Below are 26,682 nucleotides of genomic sequence, written 5' to 3' on the forward strand. Positions count from 1 at the left end.
GGGGGATGAATATAAATGAACAACCTTTTGAAAGAAAATGAAAGAATTGATCAGTTATACAGCAATGACATTAAAATCATTCAAAACCCCGAAGTGTTCTCATTTTCACTTGATGCGGTATTATTATCTGATTTTGCTAAACTACCTAAAAAGGATTCTTCCGTTACTGTTGATTTATGTAGCGGAAACGGTGCAGTTGGATTATTTATGTCACATAAGACCCGTGGAAAGATATGGGAAATTGAACTGCAACCAAGATTGGCTGACATGGCAAAGAGAAGTGTTGAGCTTAATAATCTTGAAAATAAAATAGAAGTTATTAATGATGATTTAGATAATTCTACGGATTATCTAGCAAAGGATTCAGTTGATGTGATTACATGTAATCCACCATATTTTCCTAATTTAGATAATAGCAAGAAAAATCCTAATAAATATTTAGCAATCGCAAGACACGAAATTACTACCAATTTAGACAAAATTAACACTGTGTGTTCTGATTTATTGAAAACAAACGGAAAAGTATTTTTCGTATATAGGCCAGACAGGTTATTAGAGTTACTAGATTCAATGAAGTCGCATGACATAATGCCAAAAGTAATTCGATTTATTCATCCTAGAAAGCAAAAAGATGCTAACATGGTTTTGATTGAAGGAATAAAATCTGGTAAAAATGGTGGCACCAAAATTCTTCCACCAATAACTGTTTATCAAGATGAGTCTAACGAGTATACAGAATATGTTAGGAATGTTTTATATGGAAAATAGATATTTTATGTATGTTCTCAAGTGTGGAGACAATTCTTTATATGGTGGATATACTAATGATTTAAAGCATCGTCTAGAGCAACATCAATCAGGTAAAGGGGCTAAGTATACTAAAAATCACTTACCTGTTGAGATGATTTATCATGAAGAATTTGATAATAAACATGATGCGTTAAGTGCTGAATATCACTTTAAGCATCAAAGTAGAAAAAAGAAGATAGACTATTTAAAAAGTCATGGTGTCGATATTAATAAAGAACACCTGTTATAGTTTTTATGACTAAGTAAATATAAATAGGAGGTTTCATAATGAAAATAATTGCATATGGTATTAGAAACGACGAGTTATCTTTTCTAAAGGAATGGGAAAATAACAATCCAGATGTTGAAGTTAAGGTCGAAACTGAACTGCTTGATTCAACTACAGTTTTAAAAGCTGAAGGTTTTGATGGGGTTGTCGCATATCAACAAAAACCATACACCAAGGAAATTCTAGATAAACTGGGTGAATTTAATATCCACTATTTATCTCTTAGAAATGTTGGAACTGATAACATTGATGTTGAAGCAGTATTAAAAAATGGCATTACAGTCACTAACGTTCCTGCTTATTCACCAAATGCTATTGCTGAGTTAGCAATTACACAAATTATGAGATTACTTCGAAATACCAAAAGATTTGAAAGTAAACAAAGATCTGGTGATTTAAGATGGGCTCCTGAAATTGGAGAAGAACTGCATACTAAGACTGTTGGAATTTTTGGAACAGGTAGAATTGGTAGAGTTCTTTTAGATATTTGTAGAGGGTTTGGTGCCAAGGTAATTGCCTATGACCCATTTAGAAATCCAGAACTAGAAAAGCAAGGCGTTTATGTTGATACTCCAGATGATCTATTTAAGAAAGCTGATATCATTTCTCTTCATGTTCCGGCCGTTAAAGAAAACGAACACATGGTAAATGAAAAAACTTTATCGGAAATGAAAGATGGTTCATACATTATTAACGCGGCAAGAGGGACTTTGATTGATACAGATGCATTAATCAAAGCTCTAGATTCAGGTAAAATTGCAGGGGTAGCATTAGACACATACGAAGGTGAAGTGGGAGTGTTTAATGAAGACTTTAAAGATTTTTCAGCTGTTCCTGACGAAAGATTAAAGAATCTGATGGGAAGAGACAATGTTTTAGTTAGTCCACATATTGCATTTTATACAAAGACAGCTGTTCAAAATATGGTTGAATTTGCTATGGATGCAAATAGAGATTTAATTAAAACTGGAAATTCTGACAAAGTAGTCAAATTTTAGCTTGATTATTTACCGGTGCTGATATACAATAATATTCGGTGTTTATCACCAATTCACACTCAATATGACTGCTTAGTAAGTGCCATTATTATGGTTTCTAAGTGGGATGATTATTGGGGAGGAAAAAAACTTTTTTTGGAGGGCTATTATAATGGCTGTTATTTCTATGAAACAATTACTAGAAGCTGGTGTTCATTTCGGACACCAAACTCGTCGTTGGAACCCTAAGATGAAGAAATTTATCTTTACCCAACGTAACGGAATTTACATTATCGACTTACAAAAGACTGTTAAGATGATCGATAATGCTTACAACTTCATGAAGGATGAAGCTGCTAAAGGTGCTACTGTTCTTTTTGTTGGTACTAAGAAGCAAGCTCAAGATTCAATCCAAGAAGAAGCTGTTCGTTCAGGTCAATACTACGTTAACCACCGTTGGTTAGGTGGAACTTTAACTAACTGGGACACTATCCAAAGTCGTATTAAGTACCTAAAGGATCTTAAGAAGATGGCTGAAGATGGTACTTTCGAACGTCTACCTAAGAAAGAAGTTGCTCTTCTAAAGAAGAAGACTGACAAGCTTGAAAAATTCCTTGGTGGTATCGAAGATATGCCTAAGGTTCCAGATGTTATGTTTATCGTTGACCCTCGTAAAGAACAAATCGCTGTTCATGAAGCTCACAAATTAAACATTCCTATCGTTGCTATGGTTGATACTAACTCAGATCCTGATGATGTTGATGTTATCATTCCATCAAACGATGATGCTATCCGTGCCGTTCGTCTAATTACTGCAAAAATGGCTGACGCTATTATTGAAGGTAACCAAGGTGAAGAAAATGTTAGCGAAAGCACATTTGAAGACACTAAAGATGAAAACGAAAGTGAAGACAAGTAATATTTTAAATATTAATATTGTTTAAACGCTTAGGCTGACTCATGTTTGGACCGATAAGGCCTGGGAATGAGTCGGCCTTTTTTAATGATATAAATTAAGGAGGCCATAACAATGGCAAAGATTACTGCTGCTCAAGTAAAAGAACTACGTGAAAAAACAAGTGTAGGTATGATGGATGCTAAGAAAGCTTTAGTTGCTTCTGATGGTGACGAAAAGAAAGCTATCGAATACTTACGTGAAAAGGGTATTGCTAAAGCTGAAAAGAAGAGTGACCGTGTTGCTGCTGCCGGTTTAACTCGTGTTGTTACACACGGAAACGATGCTGCTATCGTTGAAGTTAATGCTGAAACTGATTTCGTTTCAGGTAACGATGACTTTAAGAATCTTATTGATTTAATCTCAGCTAAAATTGTTGAAGCAAAACCTGCTGATGTAGAAGCTGCTTTAGCTCTTGATGTTGATGGTGAAACAATCAACGATAAGATTATTAACACTACTCAAATTACTGGTGAAAAGATCACTCTTCGTCGTTTTGTTGTTCTAAGCAAAGCTGATGACGAAAGCTTTGGTCACTACCTACACAACCAAGGTCTAATTGGTGCACTTGTTCAAATCCAAGGTGTAGATGAAACTGTTGCTAAGCATGTTGCTATGCACATTGCTGCTACAAAACCAGAATACCTAGACAGAAACGAAGTTCCTCAAGACAGACTAGAAGCTGAAAGAGAAAACTTGAAGAAGGAAGCTCTACAAGAAGGCAAGCCTGAAAATATCGTTGAAAAAATGGTTGAAGGTCGTCTAAACAAGTTCCTTTCAGAAATCAGTTTAGCTGATCAAGAATTCGTTATGGACTCAGACAAGACTGTTGGCGAATTTGTTAAAGAAAACGGTGGTTCACTAAAAGCTTTCGTACGTTACGAAGTTGGTGAAGGTATCGAAAAACAAGAAACAAACTTTGTTGACGAAGTTAATAGTCAAATTAAATAATAAATATGAAGAAGGACACTATTTTGTGTCCTTTTTTTATGTGTTTTTATCCAAATATTTATTGCAATAATCTGTTTTTAGGGTGCATATTATGCTAAAATTAAGTTAATGAACTTGTAATGGAGGAAATTCGATGTCTGATTTAAAATATAAACGTATCGTCCTAAAGCTTAGTGGTGAAGCCCTAGCTGGTGACGAAGGGTTCGGAATCAACCCACCTGTGATAAAGAAAATCGCTCAAGAAATAAAAAATGTTTATGAATTAGGAATTCAAATCGCTATCGTTGTCGGTGGTGGTAACATGTGGCGTGGAGTTGCTGGTTCAAAAATGGGCATGGAACGAACTCAAGCAGATTACATTGGAATGCTAGCCACAGTTATGAATGGATTAGCATTGCAAGAAAACCTTGAATCATTGGGGGTTCCAACAAGAGTACAAACTTCAATCGAAATGAGACAAATTGCTGAACCATACATTAGAAGAAAAGCAGTAAGACACTTAGAAAAGAATAGAGTTGTTATTTTCTCTGGTGGAACTGGTAACCCATTCTTCTCAACAGATACAACTGCTGCATTAAGAGCTGCTGAAGTTCATGCTGACGCAATCTTGATGGCTAAGAATGGTGTAGATGGAATCTACTCAGCTGATCCTAATCAAGATCCAGATGCTGTTAAATTTGATGAATTAACTCAAATGGATATTATTAATAAGAATCTTAAAGTTATGGATACAACAGCTAGTTCATTATCTATGGATAATGATATTCCACTTGTTGTCTTTAACTTAAATGAATCCGGCAACATTGAAAAAGTTGTTAAGGGTGAAAAAATCGGTACTACAGTTAAGGGGAAATAAACATGGCTACTCAAAACGAAATTCTTGATAATGCAAAAGAAAAAATGCAAAAATCAATTGCATCTTTAAAACACGAATTATCTTCAATTAGAGCCGGTAGAGCAAATGCCAGTCTATTGAATGGTGTTAATGTTGAATACTATGGAGCACCAACTCCATTAAACCAAATCGCTTCAATCACAGTTCCTGAAGCAAGAGTTATTATGGTTAGTCCTTATGATAAATCTGCTTTAGATGATATCGAAAAGGGAATTCTAGAAGCTGATATTGGTATTAACCCAGCTAATGATGGAGACAACATTCGTTTGATTGTTCCACAATTAACTGAAGAAAGAAGAAAAGAAGTTTCAAAGAAGGTTAAAGCCGTCGGAGAACAAGGTAAAGTTGCTATTAGAAATGTGCGAAGAGAAGCAATGGATGCCGTTAAAAAAGGTAATAAGAATGATGAGTTCACGGACGATGAAGCTCATGATTTAGAAGAAAAAGTACAAAAGCTTACTAATGATCAAATTAAAGACTTAGAAGCTGTTGTTGATAACAAAGAAAAAGAAGTTATGAACGGTTAAGAGATAGGACAGGGGGAATCACCGTGGAAGAAATGGAAGTCACACCAGGAACCGAACAATTTACAAAAATGGTATTTAAATTAAATGGAGATTTAGACGATTCAACTATTAAATCTTTGGAATATAATGGCAATACAGTTGAAGAAATTCAAGACGGAATTTTTGTTATGCCAGTTTATGTTGAAGAACAATTCAACATTTTCTTAGTTGTTTCTAAATTAATTGAAGATGACTGGATCGTCGCATTTACACAGGCTACCATTGAGAACGGTTCTGAAATAACAGATTTAAGTGATCCTATTCCAACCGGAGAAGGACTAAATATGTTAGGTGACCAAAACGCGGATGAAGCCAACCAACTATTAAAGTATTTTGAAACTTTAGTTGAAGCTAAACGTGGAGAATGGAGATTAATCCAATAAAATAACTTAACTAATTTGGGATGAGGATTTATTCTCATCCTTTATTTGTATGAATTAGGTGAAAATGATGTTTAATTTTAAAAAGAAAAGCAAGGTTATCGAATTTGATTATGAAAACATTCCTAATCACATTGCGATAATCATGGATGGTAATGGTAGATGGGCTCAAGAAAGACACCTACCTAGAATTGCTGGACATAAGCAAGGAATGAACGTAGTAAAAAAAATCACACAATCAGCTAGTGATTTAGGCGTTAAGGTATTAACTTTATATGCTTTCTCTACTGAAAATTGGAAAAGACCAGAAAAAGAAGTTAACTATTTGATGGATCTTCCAGAAAGATTTTTTAGTACTTTTGTTCCTGATTTGGTAAAGAATAATGTAAAAGTTAACGTTATGGGATACGTTGATCAATTGCCTAAACAAACACAAACTGCTATAAAAAATGCCATTGAGGATACAAAGGACTGTACAGGAATGGTTTTAAACTTTGCTTTGAATTACGGTAGTCAAGATGAAATCGTAACCGCTGTTAAATCCATTGCAGAAAAAGTTTCTAATAACGAAATATCAATTGATAGCATCAATAAAGAAACTGTTTCAGATAATCTAATGACTGCTGATTTAGGCGAATATGCCAATCCTGACTTACTTATTCGTACCAGTGGAGAAGAAAGATTATCTAACTTTTTATTATGGCAATTAGCATATAGTGAATTCGTTTTTGACGATACTAAGTGGCCCGATTATACTGAAGATAATTTGAAAAATTGTATTTTAACTTTCCAATCTAGACATCGTCGTTTTGGTGGTTTAACAAATAAATAATTTAGGAGATAAATATGAAAACAAGAGTAATAACAGCAATCATCGCTTTAGCTTTCTTTGTGCCAATTGTATTGATTGGTGGAATTCTAATCGAAGTTGGCGCAATTGCATTGGGAATTGTAGCAATGTCAGAAGTTTTAATTATGAAGAAGAAACTATTAGTTTCTCCAGAAGCATTACTATCATTTTTAGGGGTTAGTATTCTAATAGCTCCTTCAAATTGGTTTAGTGCATTACCACATTTTTTAAGTGTTAATTTTATTTTTTACATTATCGTTATGTTATTAATGTTAAGAAACGTTATTACAAAAAATATTTTTTCATTTGATGATGCTGGAGTATTAACTATTGCAATGTTATACATCGGAATGGGGTTCCATTACTTTATTGAAGCAAGAGGTGCAGGGATTGCAGTTTTATTCTATGCTTTATTTATTGTTTGGATTACCGATTCTGGAGCATACGTATTTGGTAGAAAATTAGGTAAAAACAAATTAGCTCCACATGTAAGTCCCAACAAAACTTGGGAAGGATCTATTTGTGGATCTGTACTAGCGATTATCGTTGCTACTGTTTGGATGCAATCATTTGAAATTGGTAACGTATCAATGTTGGTAGCAATAATTATCACTGCCGTGTTATCAATTGCAGGACAATTTGGTGATTTAGTAGAATCAGCATTGAAGAGATATTATCAAGTTAAGGATTCTGGTAAAATCTTGCCAGGTCATGGTGGAATCTTAGATAGATTTGATAGTTTGCTATTTGTACTACCACTTCTTCATTTGTTCGGCATTATCTAGCCTAAAGGAGTTTTAAAATGATTACGACAATACTCGCATTCATCGTTGTCTTTGGAATATTAGTTTTTGTTCATGAGTTTGGTCACTTTATTGCAGCCAAAAAATCAGGAATAATGGTAAGAGAATTTTCCATTGGAATGGGTCCTAAAATTTTCTTTTATCGTCATAACCATACAACATATACCATCAGAATTTTACCATTAGGTGGATACGTTAGAATGGCTGGATTAGCTGATAATGAAACGCAACAACTGGAACCTGGAACACCAGTTACTCTTGAATTTAATGATAAAGATGAAGTTACATTAATTAACACTAGCCAAAAGAAAAGAAATATTAACGGACTACCATTAGAAGTTTCAGACATTGATCTTCAAAAGGGTTTATGGATTGAAGGGTATCAAGACAATAATGAAGATGTAAAACGCTTTAATGTTAATCATGATGCACTAATGATTGAATCTGATGGGACAACAGTTCAAATTGCTCCTGAAGACGTTCAATTTCAAAATGCACCTGTATTAAAAAAGATGATTACTAATTTTGCAGGTATTTTTAATAATGTTTTACTTGCGATTGTAGCATTTTCATTGCTATCTTTCCTACAAGGTGGGGTTGTTAGCACACAAAATAAAGTAAACACAGCTTCTGGACACTCTGTAGCTAGAGATGCTGGAATCAAAAACGGTGATAAGATTATCAAGGTCGATAATGTTAAAACTGATAATTGGAACGAATTAAGTTCAGCTATTCAAAGCAAGCCAAATACTAACGTTGTTTTAACAGTTGAAAGAAATAATCAAACCCATATCATTAAACTAAAAACAGATTCACAAGAATCAAATGGGAAGAAATATGGTTTAATCGGGATTGAAAACACACTAGATACATCGTTTGGAGCTAAGTTATTATCTGGCTTTACTAGAACTTGGTATATGACGAAGTCACTATATTCTCAATTGGCTTATATGGTTAGCGGTCACTTTAGTTTAAATGATTTAGGTGGACCAGTTGCAATTTATGCTAATACATCTAAGGCAACTAAACTTGGGATGGCAGGGGTTGTATACTTCATTGCTTTCTTATCTATTAATTTAGCAATTATGAATTTAATACCAATTCCGGTCTTAGATGGTGGTAAAATATTAATGAACATAATTGAAGCAATTAGAAGAAAACCAACTTCTGAAAAAGTAGAAACAGTTGTTACTCTAATAGGGTTTGCAATCATTGTTGTATTAATGCTATTAGTGACAATTAATGATATCCAAAGATATTTTCTACACTAATAATGTATAAGGAGATTTTTTATGAAACAATCAAAAATGTTAATCCCAACGCTTAAAGAAGCACCTAAGGGTGCAGAAGCTATTAGTCATCAACTAATGCTTAGAGCGGGATATATCAAGCAAGTATCAGCGGGGATGTATGCATATTTACCACTTGCATACAAAGTTATTTCAAAGATTGAAAACATCATTAGAAAAGAAATGGATGCAATTGACGCAAATGAAACACTTATGCCAGCTGTATTACCTGCAAACTTATGGGAAAAATCTGGTCGATTAGCAACATATGGACCAACATTATTTCAATTAAAAAATCGTCATGACACAGACTTTATTTTAGGTCCAACTCATGAAGAAACTTATACTGAAATTATTCGTGACTCAATTAAGTCATACAAAAAGTTACCTTTGGTACTTTACCAAATTCAACCAAAATATCGTGATGAAGAAAGACCTCGTAATGGATTATTACGTGGCCGTGAATTTATTATGGAAGATGGATATTCATTCTCAATTAACGATGAAGATTTAGACCGTATCTACAATCAAATGGAAGATGCATATCGTAAAATCTTTGATCAAGTAGGTCTTGATTATCGTACTATTATTGGTGATGGTGGAGCTATGGGTGGATCAGATTCAATTGAATTCTCTGCTCCTGCAGCTGTTGGTGAAGATACAATTGTATATTCAGATGATAGTGAATACGCTGCTAACTTAGAAATGGCTAAGAGTATGTACGTACCTGATCAATCAACTGAAACTCAAAAAGATCTTGAAAAGATTAGTACTCCAAATGTTAAGTCAATTGAAGATGATGTTGAATTACTAGATACAATAGCAAGTAATGTAATCAAGAGTGTGTTATTTATTGCTGATGAAAAACCTGTTTTAGTATTAGTTCGTGGAGACCATGAAGTTAACGATGTTAAGGTTAAATCAGAATTAGGTGCTTCATTCTTTGATTTAGCAAATGATGATCAAATTAAGGAATTTACTAACACATCTCGTGGATATGTTGGACCTTTCAATTTAGATGAATCAGTTACTATTTTGGTTGACAACTATGTACAAGATATGGTTAATGCATACGCTGGTGCTAACGAAGATGGCTACCATTTTGCTAATGTAAATCCTAAGAGAGATATTGAAAATGCTAAATATGGTGATTTTAGAGAAGTTCAAGAAGGTGAAATTTCACCAGACGGTTCAGGCGTTCTTAAGTTCACTAAGGGAATCGAAATTGCTCATATTTTCAAGTTAGGAACAAGATACTCAAAAGATTTAGAAGCAAATGTTCTTGACGAAAATGGACGTCAAACACCTGTAGTTATGGGATGTTATGGAATTGGTATTAGTAGATTACTAACAGCAATTGCTGAACAACAAGCGGATGAAAATGGACTAAGCTGGCCTAAGTCAATTTCTCCTTTTGATATTCACTTAATTCCTGTAAATACAAAAGACGAAACACAAGTTAGTGTTGCTGACGAATTAGAAACAGCTCTTAAAGATGCTGGATTTGATGTGTTAACTGATGATAGAAAAGAAAGAGCAGGAGTTAAATTTGCTGATTCTGATCTAATCGGTTTACCAATCAGAGTTACTGTCGGTAAAAAAGCTAGCGAAGGTATCGTAGAAATCAAGATTAGAAAAACAGGTGAAACTGTAGAAGTAAAACAAGAAGAAGTTGTTAATACAGTTGAAATCCTACTAAAAGATTTGAAATAGAAAAGAGGTCAGTGTCCAGTACTGACCTTTTTTAGCTGATTAAGATTGGAGGGATGACGTTGGCTAATAACGAAGAATTGTTTAAAAAGTTACTAAATCAACTTCAACTGGGTGATAAGGTTGATTCTGAAGACTTTAAAGATGGACAAATTGAATCGATTGATATTCATAAAAAATCTAAAGTATGGCAATTTAATTTAATGTTACCTAAGATTCTAAATTACGATGTTTTTATCGATTTTTATAATCGTATGCAAGCAACATTTGATGAGATTGCTGAAACTAAGATTAGTTTAAAGGTAAATGATAATAGTTTTGACAATAAGACCCTAGGTCAATATTGGGAATGGGTTGTAAAGCATGCGGATTTATCAGATTCAATTAGAAATGAACTATTGAGAAATAGCGAACCTAATTTGAATGGAAATAAGGTAGAACTAGCTGCAGATAATGAAATTGTCAAAAACTTGATTGTTGACCAAGCTTTAGGAGCAATTGAAGCAAACTACCAAAACTTAGGTTTTCCCGAATTTCATATTAATGTCTTTATTGATGAAACAGCTTCTCAAGAAAGAATCAAACAATTTAAAATCGAACGTGAGAAAAAAGATGCTGAATTAGCACAACGTGCTATGAAGGCTATTCAAGAATCTTCTAGCAAACGTGAGAAGAAAGCTGCTAACGCTGTTCCTAAGGGAAAAGTTCAAATCGGTAAGAAAATTAAAGAAGATTTAGATGTAACTAAAATGATCGATATAGTGCAAGAAGAAAAAATGGTCATTGTTAACGGTCATATCTTCAAAAAGGAAATCCGCTCACTTCGTTCTGGAAGACAATTAATGATGTTAGAAATCACCGATTATTCATCATCAATTGAAGTTAAAAAGTTCTCCAATAATGAAACTGATGAAGCCAATTTTGCTGCATTACAAGAAGGAGATTGGATAAAAGTTCGTGGTGGAATTCAAGAAGATAATTATAGTCATGAACTAACCTTGAATGCATACGACATTAATCCACTTCATCATGAAGACAGAATGGATACATCTGAAGATAAGCGTGTTGAATTACATTTGCATACCAAAATGAGTCAAATGGATGCAACTAACAGTATTGAAGAATATGTAAGTAGAGCAAGCAAGTGGGGTCATCCTGCGTTAGCAATTACCGATCATACGGCTGCACAAGGTTTCCCATTTGCATATACAGCAGCGCAAAAAAATGACATTAAGATGTTGTATGGTGTTGAAGCAAACATTGTTGACGATGGGGTGCCAATTACTTTTAATGAAGATGATAGGGAATTAGCGGATGCTACATATGTTGTTTTTGATATTGAAACAACTGGATTATCAGCAATTTACGATAAAGTCATCGAAGTTTCAGCCGTTAGAATGCAACATAATAACGTATTAGATCAATTTGAAGAATTCATTGATCCTGGTTTTCATTTATCTGACTTCACTACAGAATTAACTTCTATTACTGATGATATGGTTAAAGGTTCTAAATCAGAAGAAGAAGTATTTAAGTTATTTAGAGAATTTTGTGGTGATTCAATTATCGTTGGACATAACGTTACTTTTGATGTCGGCTTTATGAATGTTGGATATCAAAGATACGGAATGGAAGAAATCCAAAATCCGATTATTGATACTTTGCCATTAGCAAGATTTTTGTATCCAAACTACAAGAGCTATCGTTTAAATACTTTAGCTAAGAAGTTTGACGTAGCATTGGAACACCATCACCGTGCGGTATATGATGCTGAAACTACTGGACATTTAAACTATATTTTCATCAAAGACGCAGAAGAAAATTATGGCATTACCAGAGTTTCACAATTAAATGAACATATGTCTGATAATGATTCCTATAAGCATGCCAGACCTTTCCATGCTATTCTAATGGCGCAAACGCAATCTGGATTGAAGAATTTATATAAGTTAATTTCAATTTCTAATGTTGAATACTTCTATCGTGTTCCACGAATCCCACGAAGTGTCTTAGAAAAATACAGAGAAGGTATTTTAATCGGTTCCGCTTGTGCTAATGGTGAAGTGTTCACTGCAATGCTGCAAAAAGGGAAAGAAGAAGCTAAGAAAAAAGCTAAGTTTTATGATTACTTGGAAGTTCAACCTAGTGCGGCATATAAGCCAATGATTGATTCTGAACTTATTCATAGCAAACAGCATCTAAGAGAATTGATGCAAAATATGATCGATATGGGACATGAAATGGATATACCAGTTGTCGCAACTGGGGATGTTCATTATCTAGATCCTGAAGATTTTATTTACAGAAAAATATTAATTCATTCTCAAGGTGGAGCAAACCCATTAAACAGAAATGAGTTACCTAAGGTACCGTTTTTAACCACAAACGAAATGTTAGATGACTTCAGTTACTTAGGTGATGATTTAAGTAAGGAGATCGTTGTAGATAATACACAAAAAATTGCCAATATGGTTGATGATGGAATTCATCCAGTGTTGGATAAACTATATCCACCTCACATGAAGGGTGCGGATGATGAAATTCGTAACTCGACAATGGATAAAGCACATGAACTATACGGAGATGATTTACCTGATTTCCTTCAAGCAAGATTAGACAGGGAATTAGATAGTATCATTGGTAACGGTTATGCAGTTATTTATCTGATTGCCAAAAGATTGGTAGATAAGAGTAATAAAGATGGATATTTAGTTGGATCTCGTGGTTCGGTTGGATCTAGTTTGGTTGCCACAATGTCTGGTATTACTGAAGTTAATCCACTGCCACCACATTATCGTTGTCCTAACTGTAAGTACTCACATTTCTTTATGAAAGGTGAATATGGTTCAGGATATGATTTACCACGCAAGGAATGTCCTGAATGTGGCACATTGATGATTGGTGATGGTCATAATATTCCGTTCGAAACTTTCTTAGGTTTTAGTGGAAATAAGGTTCCTGATATTGATTTAAACTTCTCTGGTGATTATCAACCAATTGCACATAACTACTTAAAAGTCTTGTTCGGTGAAAATAACGTATATCGTGCTGGAACCATTGGTACGGTTGCAGATAAGACGGCTTATGGTTATGTTAAAGCGTATGAAAGAGATACTCAGCAAACCATCAGATCCGCTGAAATTGATAGATTGGCCCAGGGTGATACTGGTGTTAAGAGAACAACGGGACAACATCCAGCTGGGATTATTATCGTTCCAGATGACATGGATATTTTTGACTTTACACCAATTCAATATCCTGCTGATGATCAAAATTCAGCCTGGGAAACAACCCACTTTGATTTCCATTCAATTCACGATAATATTTTGAAAATGGATGTTTTAGGGCATGATGATCCAACCATGATTAGAATGCTACAAGATTTATCAGGTATTGATCCACAATCAATACCAATGGATGATCCGGGTGTAATGGGGCTATTCTCAGGAACTGAAACAATTGGTGTAACTGAAGAACAAATTCAATCAAAAACAGGTACGCTAGGTGTTCCTGAATTTGGAACTAAGTTTGTTAGAGGGATGCTTGAACAAACTAATCCACAGAACTATTCTCAATTACTACAAATTTCAGGATTGTCCCATGGTACCGACGTGTGGTTAGGAAATGCGGATGAGTTGATTAAAGAAGGTAAAGCAACCATCGCCAACGTTATTGGATGTCGTGATAATATCATGACTGATTTAATTAATTGGGGATTAGACTCAGAAACATCATTCCAAATTATGGAATTTGTCCGTAAGGGTAAAGGTATCAAAGACGAATGGCAAGAAAAAATGCATGAGGTTAATATTCCACAATGGTATATTGATTCATGTTTAAAGATTAAGTACATGTTCCCTAGAGCCCATGCTGCTGCGTACGTATTAATGGCGTTACGAGTTGCATACTTTAAGGTGTACTTCCCATTAGTATATTACTGTGCATATTTCTCAGTTAGAGCTGATGATTTTGATCTAGTTTCAATGTGTCGAGGTAAAGACGCTGTGAAAACTAGAATGAAAGAAATTAACGATTTAGGTAATGATGCTTCTGCAAAAGATAAGAATTTATTAACTGTTTTGGAATTAGCTAATGAAATGTTAGAAAGAGGTTTTGATTTCGAAATGGTTGATTTGAATAAATCTGATGCTGAACAATGGTTAATTGAAGACAATAAATTGATTGCTCCATTTAACGCTATTCCAGGTCTTGGATTAAACGTCGCTAAGCAAATTGTTGCTGCTAGAGCTGATAAAGAGTTTATTTCAAAGGAAGATTTGGCCAAGCGTGGAAAAGTATCTAAGAAGTTAATTGAGTTCATGACTGAAAATCATGTAATTGATAATTTACCTGATGAAAATCAATTGAGCCTATTCGATATGATGTAGTATGTATTGATTAAAATAACTATCCATGGTAAAATAACGATAGTTTATATCTGAGAAGAAAGGAGTGAGCAGAAATGCTCGCTCTTTTTATTGGATTTTTTAGGAGGCGTATCATTGAGCGAAGTTACACAAACAGTAAAAGAATTAGTAACACCAATTCTAGATAGTCATGGTTTTTATTTATATGACATCGAATTCGTACATGAAGGTAAGAGTTGGTATTTAAGAGTTTATGTTGATAAAGATGGTGGTATTAACATTGAAGACTGTGCCTTGGTATCAGATGAATTAAGTGAAAAACTAGATACCATTGAACCGGATCCAATTCCACAAGCATACTTTTTAGAAGTATCATCACCTGGAGCTGAAAGACCTCTTAAGAAACCTCAAGATTATGAAAACGCAGTTGGTGAATACATTCATGTATCACTTTATGCACCTATCAATGGTGAAAAAGTATACGAAGGTACATTGAAAGAGTTAAGTGATGAAGAACTTATTTTGACTGTTAATTTAAAGGGTCGAATTAAAGATTTAAATATACCAAGAAAATCTATTGCCAAAGCAAGACTAGCAATTAAATTTTAGCTAAGGGAGATATTAAAATGAGTAAAGAACTTTTAGGCGCATTAGATGCCCTAGAAAATGATAAGGGAATTTCTAAGGAAACTGTTATTGATGCCCTAGAAGCTGCATTAATGTCAGCTTACAAACGAAACTACAACCAAGCACAAAACGTGGAAGTAGTTTTCGATGAAAAGAAGGGTAACATTCATGTATATGCTGTAAAGACAGTCGTTGAAGAAGTAGTTGACCCACGTCTAGAATGCAGCATTGCAGATGCACTACAATTAAACCGTGGTTATGAATTAGGCGATGAAATCAAGTTTGAAGTTACACCTAAGAATTTTGGTAGAATTGCTGCTCAAACTGCTAAGCAAGTTATTATGCAAAGAGTTCGTGAAGCAGAAAGAACTATTGTTTATAACAAATACAGTAAGTACCAAGATGAATTAATCACTGGTGAAATTGAACGCCAAGATGATCGATTTGTATATGTTGACTTAGGCAAGGTTGAAGCTGTAATGCCAAAGAATGATCAAATGCCAAACGAACAATACAGACCACAAGATAGAATTAAGGTCTATGTTAACCGTGTTGAAGATGCTACCAAAGGGCCACAAATCTTTGTTAGTAGAACAGCACCTGGTTTACTAAAACGATTATTTGAAGAAGAAGTTCCTGAAATTTATGATGGCACTGTTGAAATTGTTTCAATTGCCAGAGAAGCTGGAGATCGTGCTAAAGTAGCTGTTAGATCAAACAGTGAAGATATCGATCCAGTTGGAACTACTGTTGGTCCAAGAGGTCAACGTGTACAAACAATCGTTAATGAACTTGGCGGAGAAAACATGGACATCGTTCAATGGACAGAAGATCCTGCCGAATTCATTGCTAACTCATTAAATCCATCTGAAGTAGTTGACGTTATTTTTGATGAAGAAAATGAAAGAGCATGTACAGTAATTGTTCCAGATTATCAATTATCATTAGCCATTGGTAAACGTGGTCAAAACGCTAGATTAGCTGCTAAGTTAACTGGATACAAGATTGATATTAAATCAGAATCTGAAGCAGATGGTGTAGAAGAATATGCTACAGATGATGATGAAGGAATTGATAACGACTAATTATCAGCTTAAGGAGTGATGGTTCAATGAGAACAAGAAAAATTCCAATGAGAAAAGATGTTGTCACCGGTGAAATGGCTCCCAAAAAAGATTTAGTTAGAATCGTTAAAGATAAAGAAGATAACGTTTCTATTGATGAAACTGGTAAAAAATCAGGTAGAGGAGCATATGTATCAATTGATGTAAAAGTAGCTGAAAAGGCTAAGGCTTCTAAGAAACTAAACGAAGTTTTCTCAGTTAATCTAAGCGATGACTTTTACGATGAATTAATTGCATACGTTGATCATAAACAAGCCAGAAAAGAACTTTTTGAAAATGACAAATAAAGAGCAAATTTTAAACTTTATTGGTATCGCAAAACGTGCTGGTAAGATTACCACTGGTGAAGACATATTGCTTAACGCAATAAAAAAGAATAAAATTAAATTTCTGATTATCGCTACTGACTCTGGAAAAGCCAGCTTGAAGAAATTTACAGATAAGGCTAATTCATATAACATTCCAACCAATCAAATGTTTACTAAGGTAGACATAAGCGATGCAATTGGAATTCCTCGAACCATAATCGGAATTGCGGATAATGGATTTGCCAAACGTTTGAAGGAAATGACAAATAATTGTAAAGGAACGTGATGGTATGGGTAAGAAAAGAATTTACGAATTATCTAAAGAGATAAATGTAGCTAGTAAGACAATAATTGATGAAGCAAAAAAGAAGGGATATGATGTTAAAAATCATATGTCCGGATTAACAGCGGATGAAGAAAAAGCTATTCGTGATCATTTTGCTTCAAAAAATAAGCCGGCTAAGAGTGACAAAGCCACAAACACTAAACATGCTAACAATAATTCTAAGAAACCTGCCGAAAAGCCACGTAAGACTTTAAATCAAAATAATAATGATAAGGCAAGACAATCTATGAACAATAACAATACAAATAGTACAAGAAACACTAGTAACACAAACAACACAAACAATAATTCATCTTCCGACTTTAAAAAAGGTAAGAAGAATAAGAAGAAGTTTAATAAGAAGAACAACCGTGGAAACAACAAGTTTGCAGGGATGTACACTAAGAACCAACGTATTAGACAAAACAACAAGAATAAGAAAGCTCCAGAAAGAAAAGAACGTCCATTACCAGAAACTTTAGTTTACAGTGTTGGTATGAATGCTCAAGAAATTGGAAAGCTTATTCATAGAGAACCTGCTGAAATTGTTAAGAAATTATTCCTATTAGGAATTATGGTTAACCAAAATGTATCTCTAGATAAGGATACAATTGAACTATTAGCTGAAGACTACGGTATGAAAGCTGAAGAAAAAGTTGAAGTTAACGTTTCTGATATCGATAAAATTTTTGATGAAGAAGCAGAAAATACTGATTACTTAGAAGATCGTGCACCAGTAGTTACTATCATGGGTCACGTTGACCATGGTAAGACTACGTTGCTTGATTACTTGAGAAACTCACACATCACAGCTGGTGAAGCTGGTGGAATTACACAAGCTATTGGTGCCTACCAATTAAAGAGAAATGGTAAAACTATTACATTCTTAGATACACCAGGACATGCTGCATTTACTGCAATGCGTGCTCGTGGTGCTGATATCACTGATATTACCATTTTAGTTGTTGCTGCTGATGATGGTGTTATGCCACAAACAATCGAAGCTATCGATCATGCTAAGGCTGCCAAGACACCAATTATTGTTGCAATCAACAAGATTGATAAACCGGGTGCTAACCCTAACCATGTTATTGAACAATTAGCTAGTTATGAACTTATCCCAGAAGACTGGGGTGGTGACACTATCTTCGTTCAACTATCTGCTAAGATGGGAACTAACGTGGACGAATTACTAGATATGATTCTTCTAGAATCAGACGTTATGGAACTAAAGGCTAACCCTAAGCAACATGCTGCAGGTTCTGTAATTGAAGCTAGACTTGACCGTGGTCGTGGACCAGTTGCTACTTTATTAGTTCAACAAGGAACAATGCACGTTGGTGATCCAATTGTTGTTGGTGACACTTTCGGTAGAGTTAGAACTATGACTAATGAATTAGGTGAAGACCTTGAAGTTGCAACTCCATCTACACCAATTGAAATTACTGGTTTAAATGATGTTCCTGAAGCCGGAGACCGTTTTGTTGTCTTTGATGATGAAAAAACAGCTCGTGCTGCCGGTGAAGAAAGAGCTAAAGAAGCTCAAATGGAAGAACGTAAGAAGAACAATAGTGTTACTCTAGATAACTTATTCGAATCTCTAAAAGAAGGAGAAATGAAAGAAGTAGAAGTTATCATTAAAGCTGATGTTCAAGGTTCAGTTGAAGCTTTAGCATCAAGTTTACAAAAGATTGATGTTGAAGGCGTTAGAGTTAACATCGTTCACAGTTCTGTTGGTGCGATTAATGAAAGTGATATTGCGTTAGCTCAGGCAAGTAATGCGATTATCGTTGGATTTAACGTTCGTGCAACTCCACAAGCAAAGGCACAAGCTGAAACTGATAATGTTGATATTCGTTTACATCAAGTTATCTATGATGCAATTGACGAAGTTGAATCAGCAATGAAGGGTATGCTTGCTCCTAAGTTTGAAGAACACATTACTGGTGAAGTTGAAATTAGACAACTATACAAAGCTTCTAAAGTTGGTACTATTGCCGGTGGAATGGTTACCAGTGGTGTAATCAAACGTGATAGTAAGATTAGATTGATTCGTGATAACGTTGTTATCTACAACGGTGAACTTAATAGTTTGAAGCGTTTCAAGGATGATGCTAAAGAAGTTAAACAAGGTTTCGAATGTGGATTTACAATTGAAAACTACAATGATCTTAAAGAAGGAGACGTTGTAGAAGCATACGAAATGAAGGAAGTTCCTGCTAAGTAAAGGAGTGAATGAATATGTCTCAATACAGAGTTGGAAGACTTGAACAAGAAATTCAAAAAGAAGTAAATGATATTTTACTAAAACGAGTTAGAGATCCACGTGTTCAAGGGGTAACTATTACTGGGGTAGATGTTACTGGTGATTTACAACAAGCAACCATCTATTACAGCACATTATCAGATAATGGTGATGAAGAAGAAGTTACTCAAAAAGGACTAGATAAAGCTACATCTTTAATTAGAGGTGAACTTGGTTCTCGCTTGAGTATTTATCGTACTCCTGAATTAGTTTTCAAATTAGATAGCTCCATTCAATATGGAAGCAAGATTGATCAATTAATCAATCAACTAAAGAAACAAGAAAAATAATAAAAAGGCCTGCAATTGTTTGCAGGCTTTTTTGATGGAAAAATAAAGTGTTCAATTATGCTATAATTTACGTTAAATAGTAATCAAGGAGCGAATAATTATGGATGGAATTATCCCATTATATAAAGAAAAAGGAATGACTAGTTTTGCATGTGTTAGTCAATTACGTGGCATTCTTAAAATGAAAAGAATTGGTCATAGTGGGACCTTAGATCCTAATGTTGAAGGAGTCTTACCCATTTGTTTGGGAAAAGCAACTAAATTAGTTGATTACTTAATGAATTCTGGAAAAATATATCAAGGCAGTATTACTTTAGGATTTGATACCACTACAGAAGACTTAGATGGCGAAGTGGTTAGCACTAAAGATGTTGAAAAACCGTTATCCAATGATCAGATTGATGAATTGTTGAAAAGTTTCGTATCAGAAGACTTAATACAAATTCCGCCAATGTATTCAGCCGTTAAAGTGAACGGGAAAAGACTTTATGAATACGCAAGAAATGGTGAAACGGTTGAACGACCAGAGAGACATGTTCAAATTCACTACTTTAAACAAACTAAAGCAAGCGTATATGACGAAGAAAAAAAGCAACAAACTATTTTCTTTGAAGTTGGCTGTGGAAAAGGAACATATGTAAGAACATTAGCCGTTGATTTTGGTAAGAAAATAAACATGCCTGCCGTAATGTCTAGTTTAACTAGAATTAAAAGCGGTGGCTTCAATATCGATGAGACCTTCAAACTGGACGATATTAGAGCTGCCGTAGAAAATGATAAAATTGATGAAATTGTGAAATCAATTGATTCTGCTTTATCTGATTTTAAACATTTGGAATTAAATGATACACAATGGGAAACTGTTAAAAATGGGGGCTTTTTATCACTGAATGTTATTGATACAAAAGATAATAAATGTGTGTTAACTTATAAACATGCCGTTAAGGCTATTTATTATTATGACGAAAACAAACAGGTATATAAGCCTGAAAAAATGTTTAGTAATCAATAAGTTTAGAAGGTTTAAAATATGAAAATTATCAATATACATCACCCGATAAAAGCATCATTTGAACAAAAAGAAAAAATCATACTAGCAATGGGATACTTTGATGGTATTCATAAGGGACACCAAAAGGTAATAAATCAAGCTAAAACAATTGCTGATGAAAAGGGGATGCCCTTAGGGGTTCTGACATATGACCATAAACCAGCAGTTGTATATGATCAATTATCACCACATGATAAAAGAGACATCATTCTACAAAAAAATAAATTTAAAGAGTTAGAAAAGTTAGGCGTTGATATTGTTTTTGAAGTGAACTATAGTTTTAACTTTCAAAACCAATCACCACAAGAATTCGTTGATAATTATCTAATTAGGTTTAACGTTGACACAGTTGTTGCAGGAACAGACCATACATATGGTGCTAAAGACGCAACAATGGACCTATTACCTAAGTACTCATCTGGAAGATTCGATGTCGTATCAGTTGACCTAGCAGATTACCATCTGGCTAAAATTAGTTCCACTAGAATCAGAAGAAATTTAGATCAAGGACACATTGATACTGTTAATATGCTACTGGGAAGACCTTTTAGAACCAACGGAACCGTTGTCCATGGATTCGCCAGGGGGAGAGAATTAGGTTATCCAACAGCTAACATCGACCATGATGAATTACAATGGTTGCCCATAATTGGTGTTTATATTGTTGATGTTTGGATTGGTGATGAAAAACATCACGGAATGGCATCAATTGGAAGAAATGTTACTTTTGGAGACAAAAATCCAATTACAGTTGAAATAAACATTTTAGACTTTAATGACAACATTTATGGTGAAGTCTTAGAGATTGATTGGTTACATCGTCTTCGTGGCGAAGTTAAATTTGAAGGTGTTGAAAAGCTGATAGAACAGCTTAAATCCGACGAACAAATGACGAGAGAATATTTTAAAAAGTAGTGGCCGTTTTTCTTGACCAATTTTGATGTATCTGATATATTATAAATTGTGGTTAGCACTTAAAGTATTTGACTGCTAAAGGTGCTAATCGATAAGGAGTGATCTGGTATGCTAACTGAAAGAGAAAAAATGATTTTAAAAGTAATCGTTAATGATTACACTAAGTCAGGAGTTCCAGTAGGTTCGAAGGCATTATCCAGTCAACTACCAATTCATGTTAGTTCTGCGACCGTCAGAAATGAAATGGCTTTTTTAGAAGAGATTGGATTAATTACAAAAAACCATTCATCATCTGGTAGAATTCCATCAATAGAGGGTTATCGCTATTATGTTGATAATCTTTTGAATCCTAATCCTATTGATAATAACGATATGATGCTAATTCAGAATTCGTTATCAGGAAGCTTTAGGCAAATTGATGAAATCGTTAAGCAATCTGCTTACATACTATCAAACTTAACGAATTATACGGCGTTAACCTTGAAGCCGGAACAAGAAACGGTCCCTATTTTGGGCAGTTTTAGACTTGTTCCACTAGGAAATCATCAAGTAATGGCAATTTTAATTACGAGTAATGATGAAGTCGTTAATCAAGTTTTCCATATTTCTGGAGACATTAGTGGAGATAGATTGGAAGCAGTTGTTAGAATGATTAATGATAAATTAGCTGGAAAACCACTTGATGAAGTGGTCATCAAACTAAAAGAGGAAATCGTTCCAGAAATCCTTAAGTATGTTAGTGATCCAGATAATTTAGTTCAAACACTAGATGATGTTTTGGCTGAAGCTTCTACTAACCAATTTTACATTGGCGGAGAACTGAACTTATTGAGTTTTACTGATAATAATGACGTCAGTTATTTGAAGCCAATTTATTCTTTACTGAATGATAAAGATGATGCATCCAAGTTCATTAAGAGCTCTGACAATTCTGTATCAGTTAAAATTGGTCCGGAATTGAGTAATGAGTTGTTGAAGGATTACAGTATCATCACTGGTTCTTATGATGTAGGACCATATGGTAAAGGTGTTATAGCTGTTTTAGGTCCTACCAGGATGCCATATTCAAGAGTGATTGGTATTGTGGATGGATTTAGAAATGAGTTATCAAAAAAACTGAGAAATTATTATGATAAATATAATCAGTAAAAGGAGGCTTTCACTTGGCAAGTAAGAAGGATGATGAAAAAGACCTAAAAGAAGCTACTGATAAAAAAGAAAAAGTAGCTAATGATAAGGGCACTAAGAAAGAAAAAGCGAAAAAGGACGCTAAAAATCCTTTAGAAGAAAAAGTTAAAGAACTTCAAGCACAAGTTGATGATTTCTCTGACAAGTACCTTCGCGCTGAAGCAGAAATGCAAAATATGCAAACACGCTTTAAAAGGGAAAGAGCAGATATTTATAAATATGATGGTCAAAAATTAGCCACTAGTGTTTTACCAGTAATGGATAATTTAGATCGAGCTCTTCAAGTTGAAGTTTCAGATGAAAACGGAAAACAATTAAAGCAAGGTGTTGAACTTGTTTTAAAACATTTTAATAAGGCTTTATCCGAAAACGGAATTGAAGAAATTGATGTTTTAAATAAGAAGTTTGATCCAAATGAATGTCAAGCTGTACAAACTGTTCCAGCAGATGATGACCATCCTGCTGACACAGTTGTTGAAATTTTACAAAAAGGCTACAAATTAGCTGATAGAGTTATCAGACCATGTATGGTTGTTGTAGCACAATAATAAATTTGATAATAAGGGGATAATAAATTATGGCAAGTAATAAAATTATCGGTATCGATTTAGGTACCACTAACTCAGCTGTTGCTGTACTAGAAGGTAAAGAACCAAAAATCATTACTAATCCTGAAGGTGCAAGAACTACACCATCTGTAGTTGCATTTAAAGATGGCGAACCACAAGTTGGTGAAGTAGCTAAGCGCCAAATGATCACTAACCCAAACACAATCGCTTCAATTAAGAGTCACATGGGTGAAGAAAGTTACACTGTTGATGTTGATGGTAAGAAATACACACCACAACAAATTTCAGCTATGATCCTACAATACATCAAGGGATTTGCTGAAGACTATCTTGGAGATACAGTTAGTGAAGCAGTTATTACTGTTCCTGCATACTTCAATGATTCACAAAGACAAGCTACTAAAGATGCTGGTAAGATTGCCGGTCTTGATGTAAAACGTATCATTAACGAACCAACTGCTGCTGCATTAGCATATGGTCTAGACAAACAAGACAAAGACGAAAAGGTTTTAGTATATGACCTTGGTGGTGGTACTTTTGATGTTTCTGTTCTTGAATTAGGTGATGGTGTATTCCAAGTACTTTCAACTAATGGTGATACTCACCTTGGTGGTGATGATTTCGATAAGAGAATCATGGACTACTTAGTTGAACAATTTAAGAACGAAAACGGAATTGACTTATCACAAGACAAGATGGCTTTACAACGTCTAAAGGACGCTGCTGAAAAAGCTAAGAAAGACCTATCAGGTGTTTCAGAAACTGAAATCAGTCTTCCATTTATCGCTTCTGGTGACAATGGTCCACTTCACTTAGAAACAAGCCTATCACGTGCTAAGTTTAATGAATTAACTTCTGACTTAGTTGATAAGACTAAAGTTGCTTTTGACAATGCCCTAAAAGATGCCGGATTAAGCACTTCAGACATTGATGAAGTTATCCTAAATGGTGGTTCAACTCGTATTCCAGCTGTTCAAGAAGCTGTTAAGAACTGGACTGGAAAAGAACCAAACCACTCAATCAATCCTGATGAAGCCGTTGCACTTGGTGCTGCCGTTCAAGGTGGTGTGCTAACTGGTGATGTTAAGGATGTTGTTCTATTGGATGTTACTCCACTATCATTAGGTATTGAAACTATGGGTGGTGTATTCACTAAGTTAATCGATAGAAATACAACTATTCCAACTTCAAAATCACAAGTATTCTCAACTGCTGCTGATAACCAACCAGCTGTTGACATCCATGTTCTTCAAGGTGAACGTCCAATGGCTGCTGATAACAAGACATTAGGTCAATTCCAATTGACTGATATTCCTGCAGCACCTCGTGGAATTCCTCAAATCGAAGTTAAGTTTGATATTGATAAGAATGGTATCGTAAATGTTTCTGCTAAGGATAAAGGTACTGGTAAGGAACAAAAGATTACCATCAAAGATTCAAACGGTCTTTCAGATGATGAAATCCAACGTATGATGGATGAAGCAAAGAAGAATGAAGAAGAAGACAAGAAACGTAAAGAAGAAGTAGATCTAAAGAACGAAGTAGATCAATTAATCTTCCAAACTGATAAGACTCTAAAGGATGTTGAAGGTAAGGTTTCTGAAGATGAAATCAAGAAGGCTAAAGAAGCTGAAGATGCATTGAAGAAAGCTAAAGACGACAACAACTTAGAAGAAATGAAGGCTAAGAAAGACGACTTGAGCCAACAAGTACAAGCACTTGCTGTTAAGTTATACCAACAAGAACAAGCTCAAGGCGGCGACCAAGCTGCATCAGCTGACTCATCAGATGCTAAGGGTAAAGACGACAACACAGTTGACGGCGATTTCCACGAAGTTAACGATGACGACAAAAAATAATAAATAATTATTCAATAAAAGGTCAAAGTCTGACTGATGGGCTTTGGCCTTTTATTGCAAAAAATATTAATGGGGGATAACAATGGCTGATAAAGATTATTATTCAATATTAGGAATATCAAAAGATGCCAGTCAAGACGAAATCAAACGAGCATATCGTAAAATGTCTAAAAAGTATCATCCCGACATCAATAAAGAACCTGGTGCCGAAAAAAGATTTAAAGAAATAAACGAAGCATATGAAGTGCTAAGTGATGATCAAAAACGTCAAAACTACGACCAATTTGGTTCAGCAGAAGGTCCTGCTGGAGGATTTGGTGGCGGTGCTGGTGGCTTCGGTGGCGCCGGTGGATTCTCAGGATTTGGTGGCGGTGGATTCGATGATATCTTTAGTCAATTCTTCGGTGGTGGCGCCGGCGGAAGAGCACAAAGAGATCCTAACGCACCTGTAAAGGGAAGAGATTTACAATACCAAATGACGATTAACTTCGAAGATGCAGTATTTGGTAAGACTACTACCATCACATATGATAGAGAAGCTAAATGTGATAAGTGTGAAGGTTCTGGTGCTAAACCAGGAACCCATCCAGAAACTTGTCATGAATGTAACGGTAGCGGATATGTAACTGGTGTTCAAGATACTCCATTTGGAAGAATGCAAACTCAACATCCATGTCCTACTTGTGGTGGAACTGGTAAAGAAATTAAAGAAAAATGTGACAAGTGTCATGGTTCAGGTCACATGCACGAAAACCACAAGGTAGAAGTTAAAATTCCTGCTGGTGTGGATGACGGACAACAAATGAGATTACAAGGGCAAGGTGAAGCTGGTGAAAACGGTGGACCTTACGGTGATTTATTTATTGTCTTTAGAGTAAAAGAAAGTCGTGAATTCGAACGTCAAGGTGATGATTTATACTATGACCAAGACATTTCATTTACTCAAGCTACACTAGGAAGCACGATTAAGGTAAAAACTGTCTATGGTGATGTTGAAATGAAGGTTCCAGCTGGAACTCAAGCAAATACAACATTCAGACTTAGAGGAAAAGGGATGCCTAGAATTAACAGTAGCTCAAAGGGAGACCAATTAGTTACTGTTAAGGTGGTTACACCTAAGAACCTTAATAAACAACAAAAGATAGCGCTTAAAGCATTTGCTGAAGCTTCTGGAGAAAAAGACTACAAAGATGGTGGTTTTTTCGAAAAAATGAAGGACGCTATGAACGGTAAGAAGTAAATAAAAAGAGTCGTTAAAGCGACTCTTTTTTTGTTTGCTATTAATATTATTTAGTTTGTA

General features: G+C 34.8%; 25 protein-coding genes. All 25 read left to right on the forward strand.

Translation table 11 applies throughout. The features are described from left to right. Positions 1-15 precede the first annotated feature (15 nt). The 25 genes from ABWU86_RS00975 (at position 16) to dnaJ (ending at position 26,622) form a co-directional block, all read left to right on the forward strand. Positions 16-768 carry a tRNA1(Val) (adenine(37)-N6)-methyltransferase gene (locus ABWU86_RS00975; protein ID WP_353320964.1) on the forward strand — a complete coding sequence of 251 codons (753 nt, stop codon included), beginning with the start codon at positions 16-18 and terminating at the stop codon, positions 766-768. A 7-nt stretch (positions 769-775) separates the two neighbouring features. Next, on the forward strand, positions 776-1,039 hold the full coding sequence (locus ABWU86_RS00980; RefSeq protein ID WP_435370523.1) for a GIY-YIG nuclease family protein: 264 nt from the start codon (positions 776-778) through the stop codon (positions 1,037-1,039). A gap of 38 nt (positions 1,040-1,077) precedes the next feature. Beyond that, positions 1,078-2,076, forward strand: a complete 999-nt coding sequence (locus ABWU86_RS00985) for a D-2-hydroxyacid dehydrogenase (protein ID WP_353320966.1) — start codon at positions 1,078-1,080, stop codon at positions 2,074-2,076. Positions 2,077-2,227: 151 nt separating this feature from the next. Continuing rightward, positions 2,228-2,974 (forward strand): 30S ribosomal protein S2, encoded by a 747-nt coding sequence (gene rpsB, locus ABWU86_RS00990; protein ID WP_053950156.1) that lies wholly within the window; start codon positions 2,228-2,230, stop codon positions 2,972-2,974. 111 nt (positions 2,975-3,085) lie between these two features. After that, entirely contained in the window at positions 3,086-3,961 is an 876-nt protein-coding gene (tsf, locus tag ABWU86_RS00995; protein WP_053950155.1) for a translation elongation factor Ts, read from the forward strand. Positions 3,962-4,094: 133 nt separating this feature from the next. Beyond that, complete coding sequence (gene pyrH / locus ABWU86_RS01000) at positions 4,095-4,817, forward strand: UMP kinase (protein WP_053950154.1); 723 nt, start codon at positions 4,095-4,097, stop codon at positions 4,815-4,817. A 2-nt stretch (positions 4,818-4,819) separates the two neighbouring features. Then, complete coding sequence (frr, locus tag ABWU86_RS01005) at positions 4,820-5,383, forward strand: ribosome recycling factor (protein ID WP_053950153.1); 564 nt, start codon at positions 4,820-4,822, stop codon at positions 5,381-5,383. Positions 5,384-5,415: 32 nt separating this feature from the next. Further along, entirely contained in the window at positions 5,416-5,805 is a 390-nt protein-coding gene (locus tag ABWU86_RS01010; RefSeq protein WP_293792968.1) for a hypothetical protein, read from the forward strand. Positions 5,806-5,869: 64 nt separating this feature from the next. Continuing rightward, complete coding sequence (locus ABWU86_RS01015; RefSeq protein WP_435370524.1) at positions 5,870-6,634, forward strand: isoprenyl transferase; 765 nt, start codon at positions 5,870-5,872, stop codon at positions 6,632-6,634. 14 nt (positions 6,635-6,648) lie between these two features. Beyond that, positions 6,649-7,437 carry a phosphatidate cytidylyltransferase gene (locus ABWU86_RS01020; RefSeq protein WP_293792936.1) on the forward strand — a complete coding sequence of 263 codons (789 nt, stop codon included), beginning with the start codon at positions 6,649-6,651 and terminating at the stop codon, positions 7,435-7,437. 17 nt (positions 7,438-7,454) lie between these two features. Next, a complete protein-coding gene (rseP, locus tag ABWU86_RS01025; protein ID WP_293792934.1) occupies positions 7,455-8,726 on the forward strand; it encodes an RIP metalloprotease RseP in 1,272 nt (423 codons plus the stop codon). A 21-nt stretch (positions 8,727-8,747) separates the two neighbouring features. Continuing rightward, positions 8,748-10,457, forward strand: a complete 1,710-nt coding sequence (locus ABWU86_RS01030) for a proline--tRNA ligase (RefSeq protein WP_353320971.1) — start codon at positions 8,748-8,750, stop codon at positions 10,455-10,457. A gap of 53 nt (positions 10,458-10,510) precedes the next feature. Then, positions 10,511-14,842, forward strand: coding sequence for a PolC-type DNA polymerase III (locus ABWU86_RS01035; RefSeq protein WP_353320973.1), 4,332 nt, complete (start codon positions 10,511-10,513; stop codon positions 14,840-14,842). 114 nt (positions 14,843-14,956) lie between these two features. Next, a complete protein-coding gene (gene rimP, locus ABWU86_RS01040; RefSeq protein WP_053950147.1) occupies positions 14,957-15,430 on the forward strand; it encodes a ribosome maturation factor RimP in 474 nt (157 codons plus the stop codon). A gap of 17 nt (positions 15,431-15,447) precedes the next feature. Then, positions 15,448-16,533: a transcription termination factor NusA gene (gene nusA / locus ABWU86_RS01045; protein ID WP_353320976.1), complete on the forward strand. Its 1,086-nt coding sequence runs from the start codon at positions 15,448-15,450 to the stop codon at positions 16,531-16,533. Between the two features lie 26 nt (positions 16,534-16,559). Further along, positions 16,560-16,859 (forward strand): RNase P modulator RnpM, encoded by a 300-nt coding sequence (gene rnpM / locus ABWU86_RS01050; RefSeq protein WP_293792929.1) that lies wholly within the window; start codon positions 16,560-16,562, stop codon positions 16,857-16,859. Continuing rightward, positions 16,849-17,166 (forward strand): L7Ae/L30e/S12e/Gadd45 family ribosomal protein, encoded by a 318-nt coding sequence (locus ABWU86_RS01055; RefSeq protein WP_053950144.1) that lies wholly within the window; start codon positions 16,849-16,851, stop codon positions 17,164-17,166. Before rnpM ends, ABWU86_RS01055 begins: the two co-directional genes overlap by 11 nt. Positions 17,167-17,170: 4 nt before the next feature. After that, positions 17,171-19,432, forward strand: a complete 2,262-nt coding sequence (infB, locus tag ABWU86_RS01060) for a translation initiation factor IF-2 (RefSeq protein ID WP_293792928.1) — start codon at positions 17,171-17,173, stop codon at positions 19,430-19,432. A gap of 14 nt (positions 19,433-19,446) precedes the next feature. Further along, positions 19,447-19,800 carry a 30S ribosome-binding factor RbfA gene (rbfA, locus tag ABWU86_RS01065; protein WP_353320979.1) on the forward strand — a complete coding sequence of 118 codons (354 nt, stop codon included), beginning with the start codon at positions 19,447-19,449 and terminating at the stop codon, positions 19,798-19,800. 100 nt (positions 19,801-19,900) lie between these two features. Next, a complete protein-coding gene (gene truB, locus ABWU86_RS01070; protein WP_353320981.1) occupies positions 19,901-20,812 on the forward strand; it encodes a tRNA pseudouridine(55) synthase TruB in 912 nt (303 codons plus the stop codon). An 18-nt stretch (positions 20,813-20,830) separates the two neighbouring features. Next, positions 20,831-21,766, forward strand: coding sequence for a riboflavin biosynthesis protein RibF (gene ribF, locus ABWU86_RS01075; RefSeq protein WP_293792925.1), 936 nt, complete (start codon positions 20,831-20,833; stop codon positions 21,764-21,766). Positions 21,767-21,874: 108 nt separating this feature from the next. Next, positions 21,875-22,915 (forward strand): heat-inducible transcriptional repressor HrcA, encoded by a 1,041-nt coding sequence (gene hrcA / locus ABWU86_RS01080; protein ID WP_353320984.1) that lies wholly within the window; start codon positions 21,875-21,877, stop codon positions 22,913-22,915. 14 nt (positions 22,916-22,929) lie between these two features. Beyond that, positions 22,930-23,502 (forward strand): nucleotide exchange factor GrpE, encoded by a 573-nt coding sequence (gene grpE, locus ABWU86_RS01085; protein WP_353320986.1) that lies wholly within the window; start codon positions 22,930-22,932, stop codon positions 23,500-23,502. A 29-nt stretch (positions 23,503-23,531) separates the two neighbouring features. Further along, positions 23,532-25,382, forward strand: a complete 1,851-nt coding sequence (gene dnaK, locus ABWU86_RS01090; protein ID WP_353320988.1) for a molecular chaperone DnaK — start codon at positions 23,532-23,534, stop codon at positions 25,380-25,382. Positions 25,383-25,464: 82 nt separating this feature from the next. Next, positions 25,465-26,622, forward strand: a complete 1,158-nt coding sequence (gene dnaJ, locus ABWU86_RS01095) for a molecular chaperone DnaJ (protein ID WP_353320990.1) — start codon at positions 25,465-25,467, stop codon at positions 26,620-26,622. The last annotated feature ends 60 nt before the right edge of the window (positions 26,623-26,682 follow it).

It is taken from the genome of Apilactobacillus pseudapinorum (genome assembly GCF_040369555.1).
Classification (GTDB): domain Bacteria; phylum Bacillota; class Bacilli; order Lactobacillales; family Lactobacillaceae; genus Apilactobacillus.

Bases quoted from the DNA above. Each gene is read 5' to 3' on its own strand.
- ABWU86_RS00975 (WP_353320964.1), top strand. From the start codon at position 16: ATGAACAACCTTTTGAAAGAAAATGAAAGAATTGATCAGTTATACAGC.
- ABWU86_RS00980 (WP_435370523.1), top strand. From the start codon at position 776: ATGTATGTTCTCAAGTGTGGAGACAATTCTTTATATGGTGGATATACT.
- ABWU86_RS00985 (WP_353320966.1), top strand. From the start codon at position 1,078: ATGAAAATAATTGCATATGGTATTAGAAACGACGAGTTATCTTTTCTA.
- rpsB (WP_053950156.1), top strand. From the start codon at position 2,228: ATGGCTGTTATTTCTATGAAACAATTACTAGAAGCTGGTGTTCATTTC.
- tsf (WP_053950155.1), top strand. From the start codon at position 3,086: ATGGCAAAGATTACTGCTGCTCAAGTAAAAGAACTACGTGAAAAAACA.
- pyrH (WP_053950154.1), top strand. From the start codon at position 4,095: ATGTCTGATTTAAAATATAAACGTATCGTCCTAAAGCTTAGTGGTGAA.
- frr (WP_053950153.1), top strand. From the start codon at position 4,820: ATGGCTACTCAAAACGAAATTCTTGATAATGCAAAAGAAAAAATGCAA.
- ABWU86_RS01010 (WP_293792968.1), top strand. From the start codon at position 5,416: ATGGAAGTCACACCAGGAACCGAACAATTTACAAAAATGGTATTTAAA.
- ABWU86_RS01015 (WP_435370524.1), top strand. From the start codon at position 5,870: ATGATGTTTAATTTTAAAAAGAAAAGCAAGGTTATCGAATTTGATTAT.
- ABWU86_RS01020 (WP_293792936.1), top strand. From the start codon at position 6,649: ATGAAAACAAGAGTAATAACAGCAATCATCGCTTTAGCTTTCTTTGTG.
- rseP (WP_293792934.1), top strand. From the start codon at position 7,455: ATGATTACGACAATACTCGCATTCATCGTTGTCTTTGGAATATTAGTT.
- ABWU86_RS01030 (WP_353320971.1), top strand. From the start codon at position 8,748: ATGAAACAATCAAAAATGTTAATCCCAACGCTTAAAGAAGCACCTAAG.
- ABWU86_RS01035 (WP_353320973.1), top strand. From the start codon at position 10,511: ATGACGTTGGCTAATAACGAAGAATTGTTTAAAAAGTTACTAAATCAA.
- nusA (WP_353320976.1), top strand. From the start codon at position 15,448: ATGAGTAAAGAACTTTTAGGCGCATTAGATGCCCTAGAAAATGATAAG.
- rnpM (WP_293792929.1), top strand. From the start codon at position 16,560: ATGAGAACAAGAAAAATTCCAATGAGAAAAGATGTTGTCACCGGTGAA.
- ABWU86_RS01055 (WP_053950144.1), top strand. From the start codon at position 16,849: ATGACAAATAAAGAGCAAATTTTAAACTTTATTGGTATCGCAAAACGT.
- infB (WP_293792928.1), top strand. From the start codon at position 17,171: ATGGGTAAGAAAAGAATTTACGAATTATCTAAAGAGATAAATGTAGCT.
- rbfA (WP_353320979.1), top strand. From the start codon at position 19,447: ATGTCTCAATACAGAGTTGGAAGACTTGAACAAGAAATTCAAAAAGAA.
- truB (WP_353320981.1), top strand. From the start codon at position 19,901: ATGGATGGAATTATCCCATTATATAAAGAAAAAGGAATGACTAGTTTT.
- ribF (WP_293792925.1), top strand. From the start codon at position 20,831: ATGAAAATTATCAATATACATCACCCGATAAAAGCATCATTTGAACAA.
- hrcA (WP_353320984.1), top strand. From the start codon at position 21,875: ATGCTAACTGAAAGAGAAAAAATGATTTTAAAAGTAATCGTTAATGAT.
- dnaK (WP_353320988.1), top strand. From the start codon at position 23,532: ATGGCAAGTAATAAAATTATCGGTATCGATTTAGGTACCACTAACTCA.
- dnaJ (WP_353320990.1), top strand. From the start codon at position 25,465: ATGGCTGATAAAGATTATTATTCAATATTAGGAATATCAAAAGATGCC.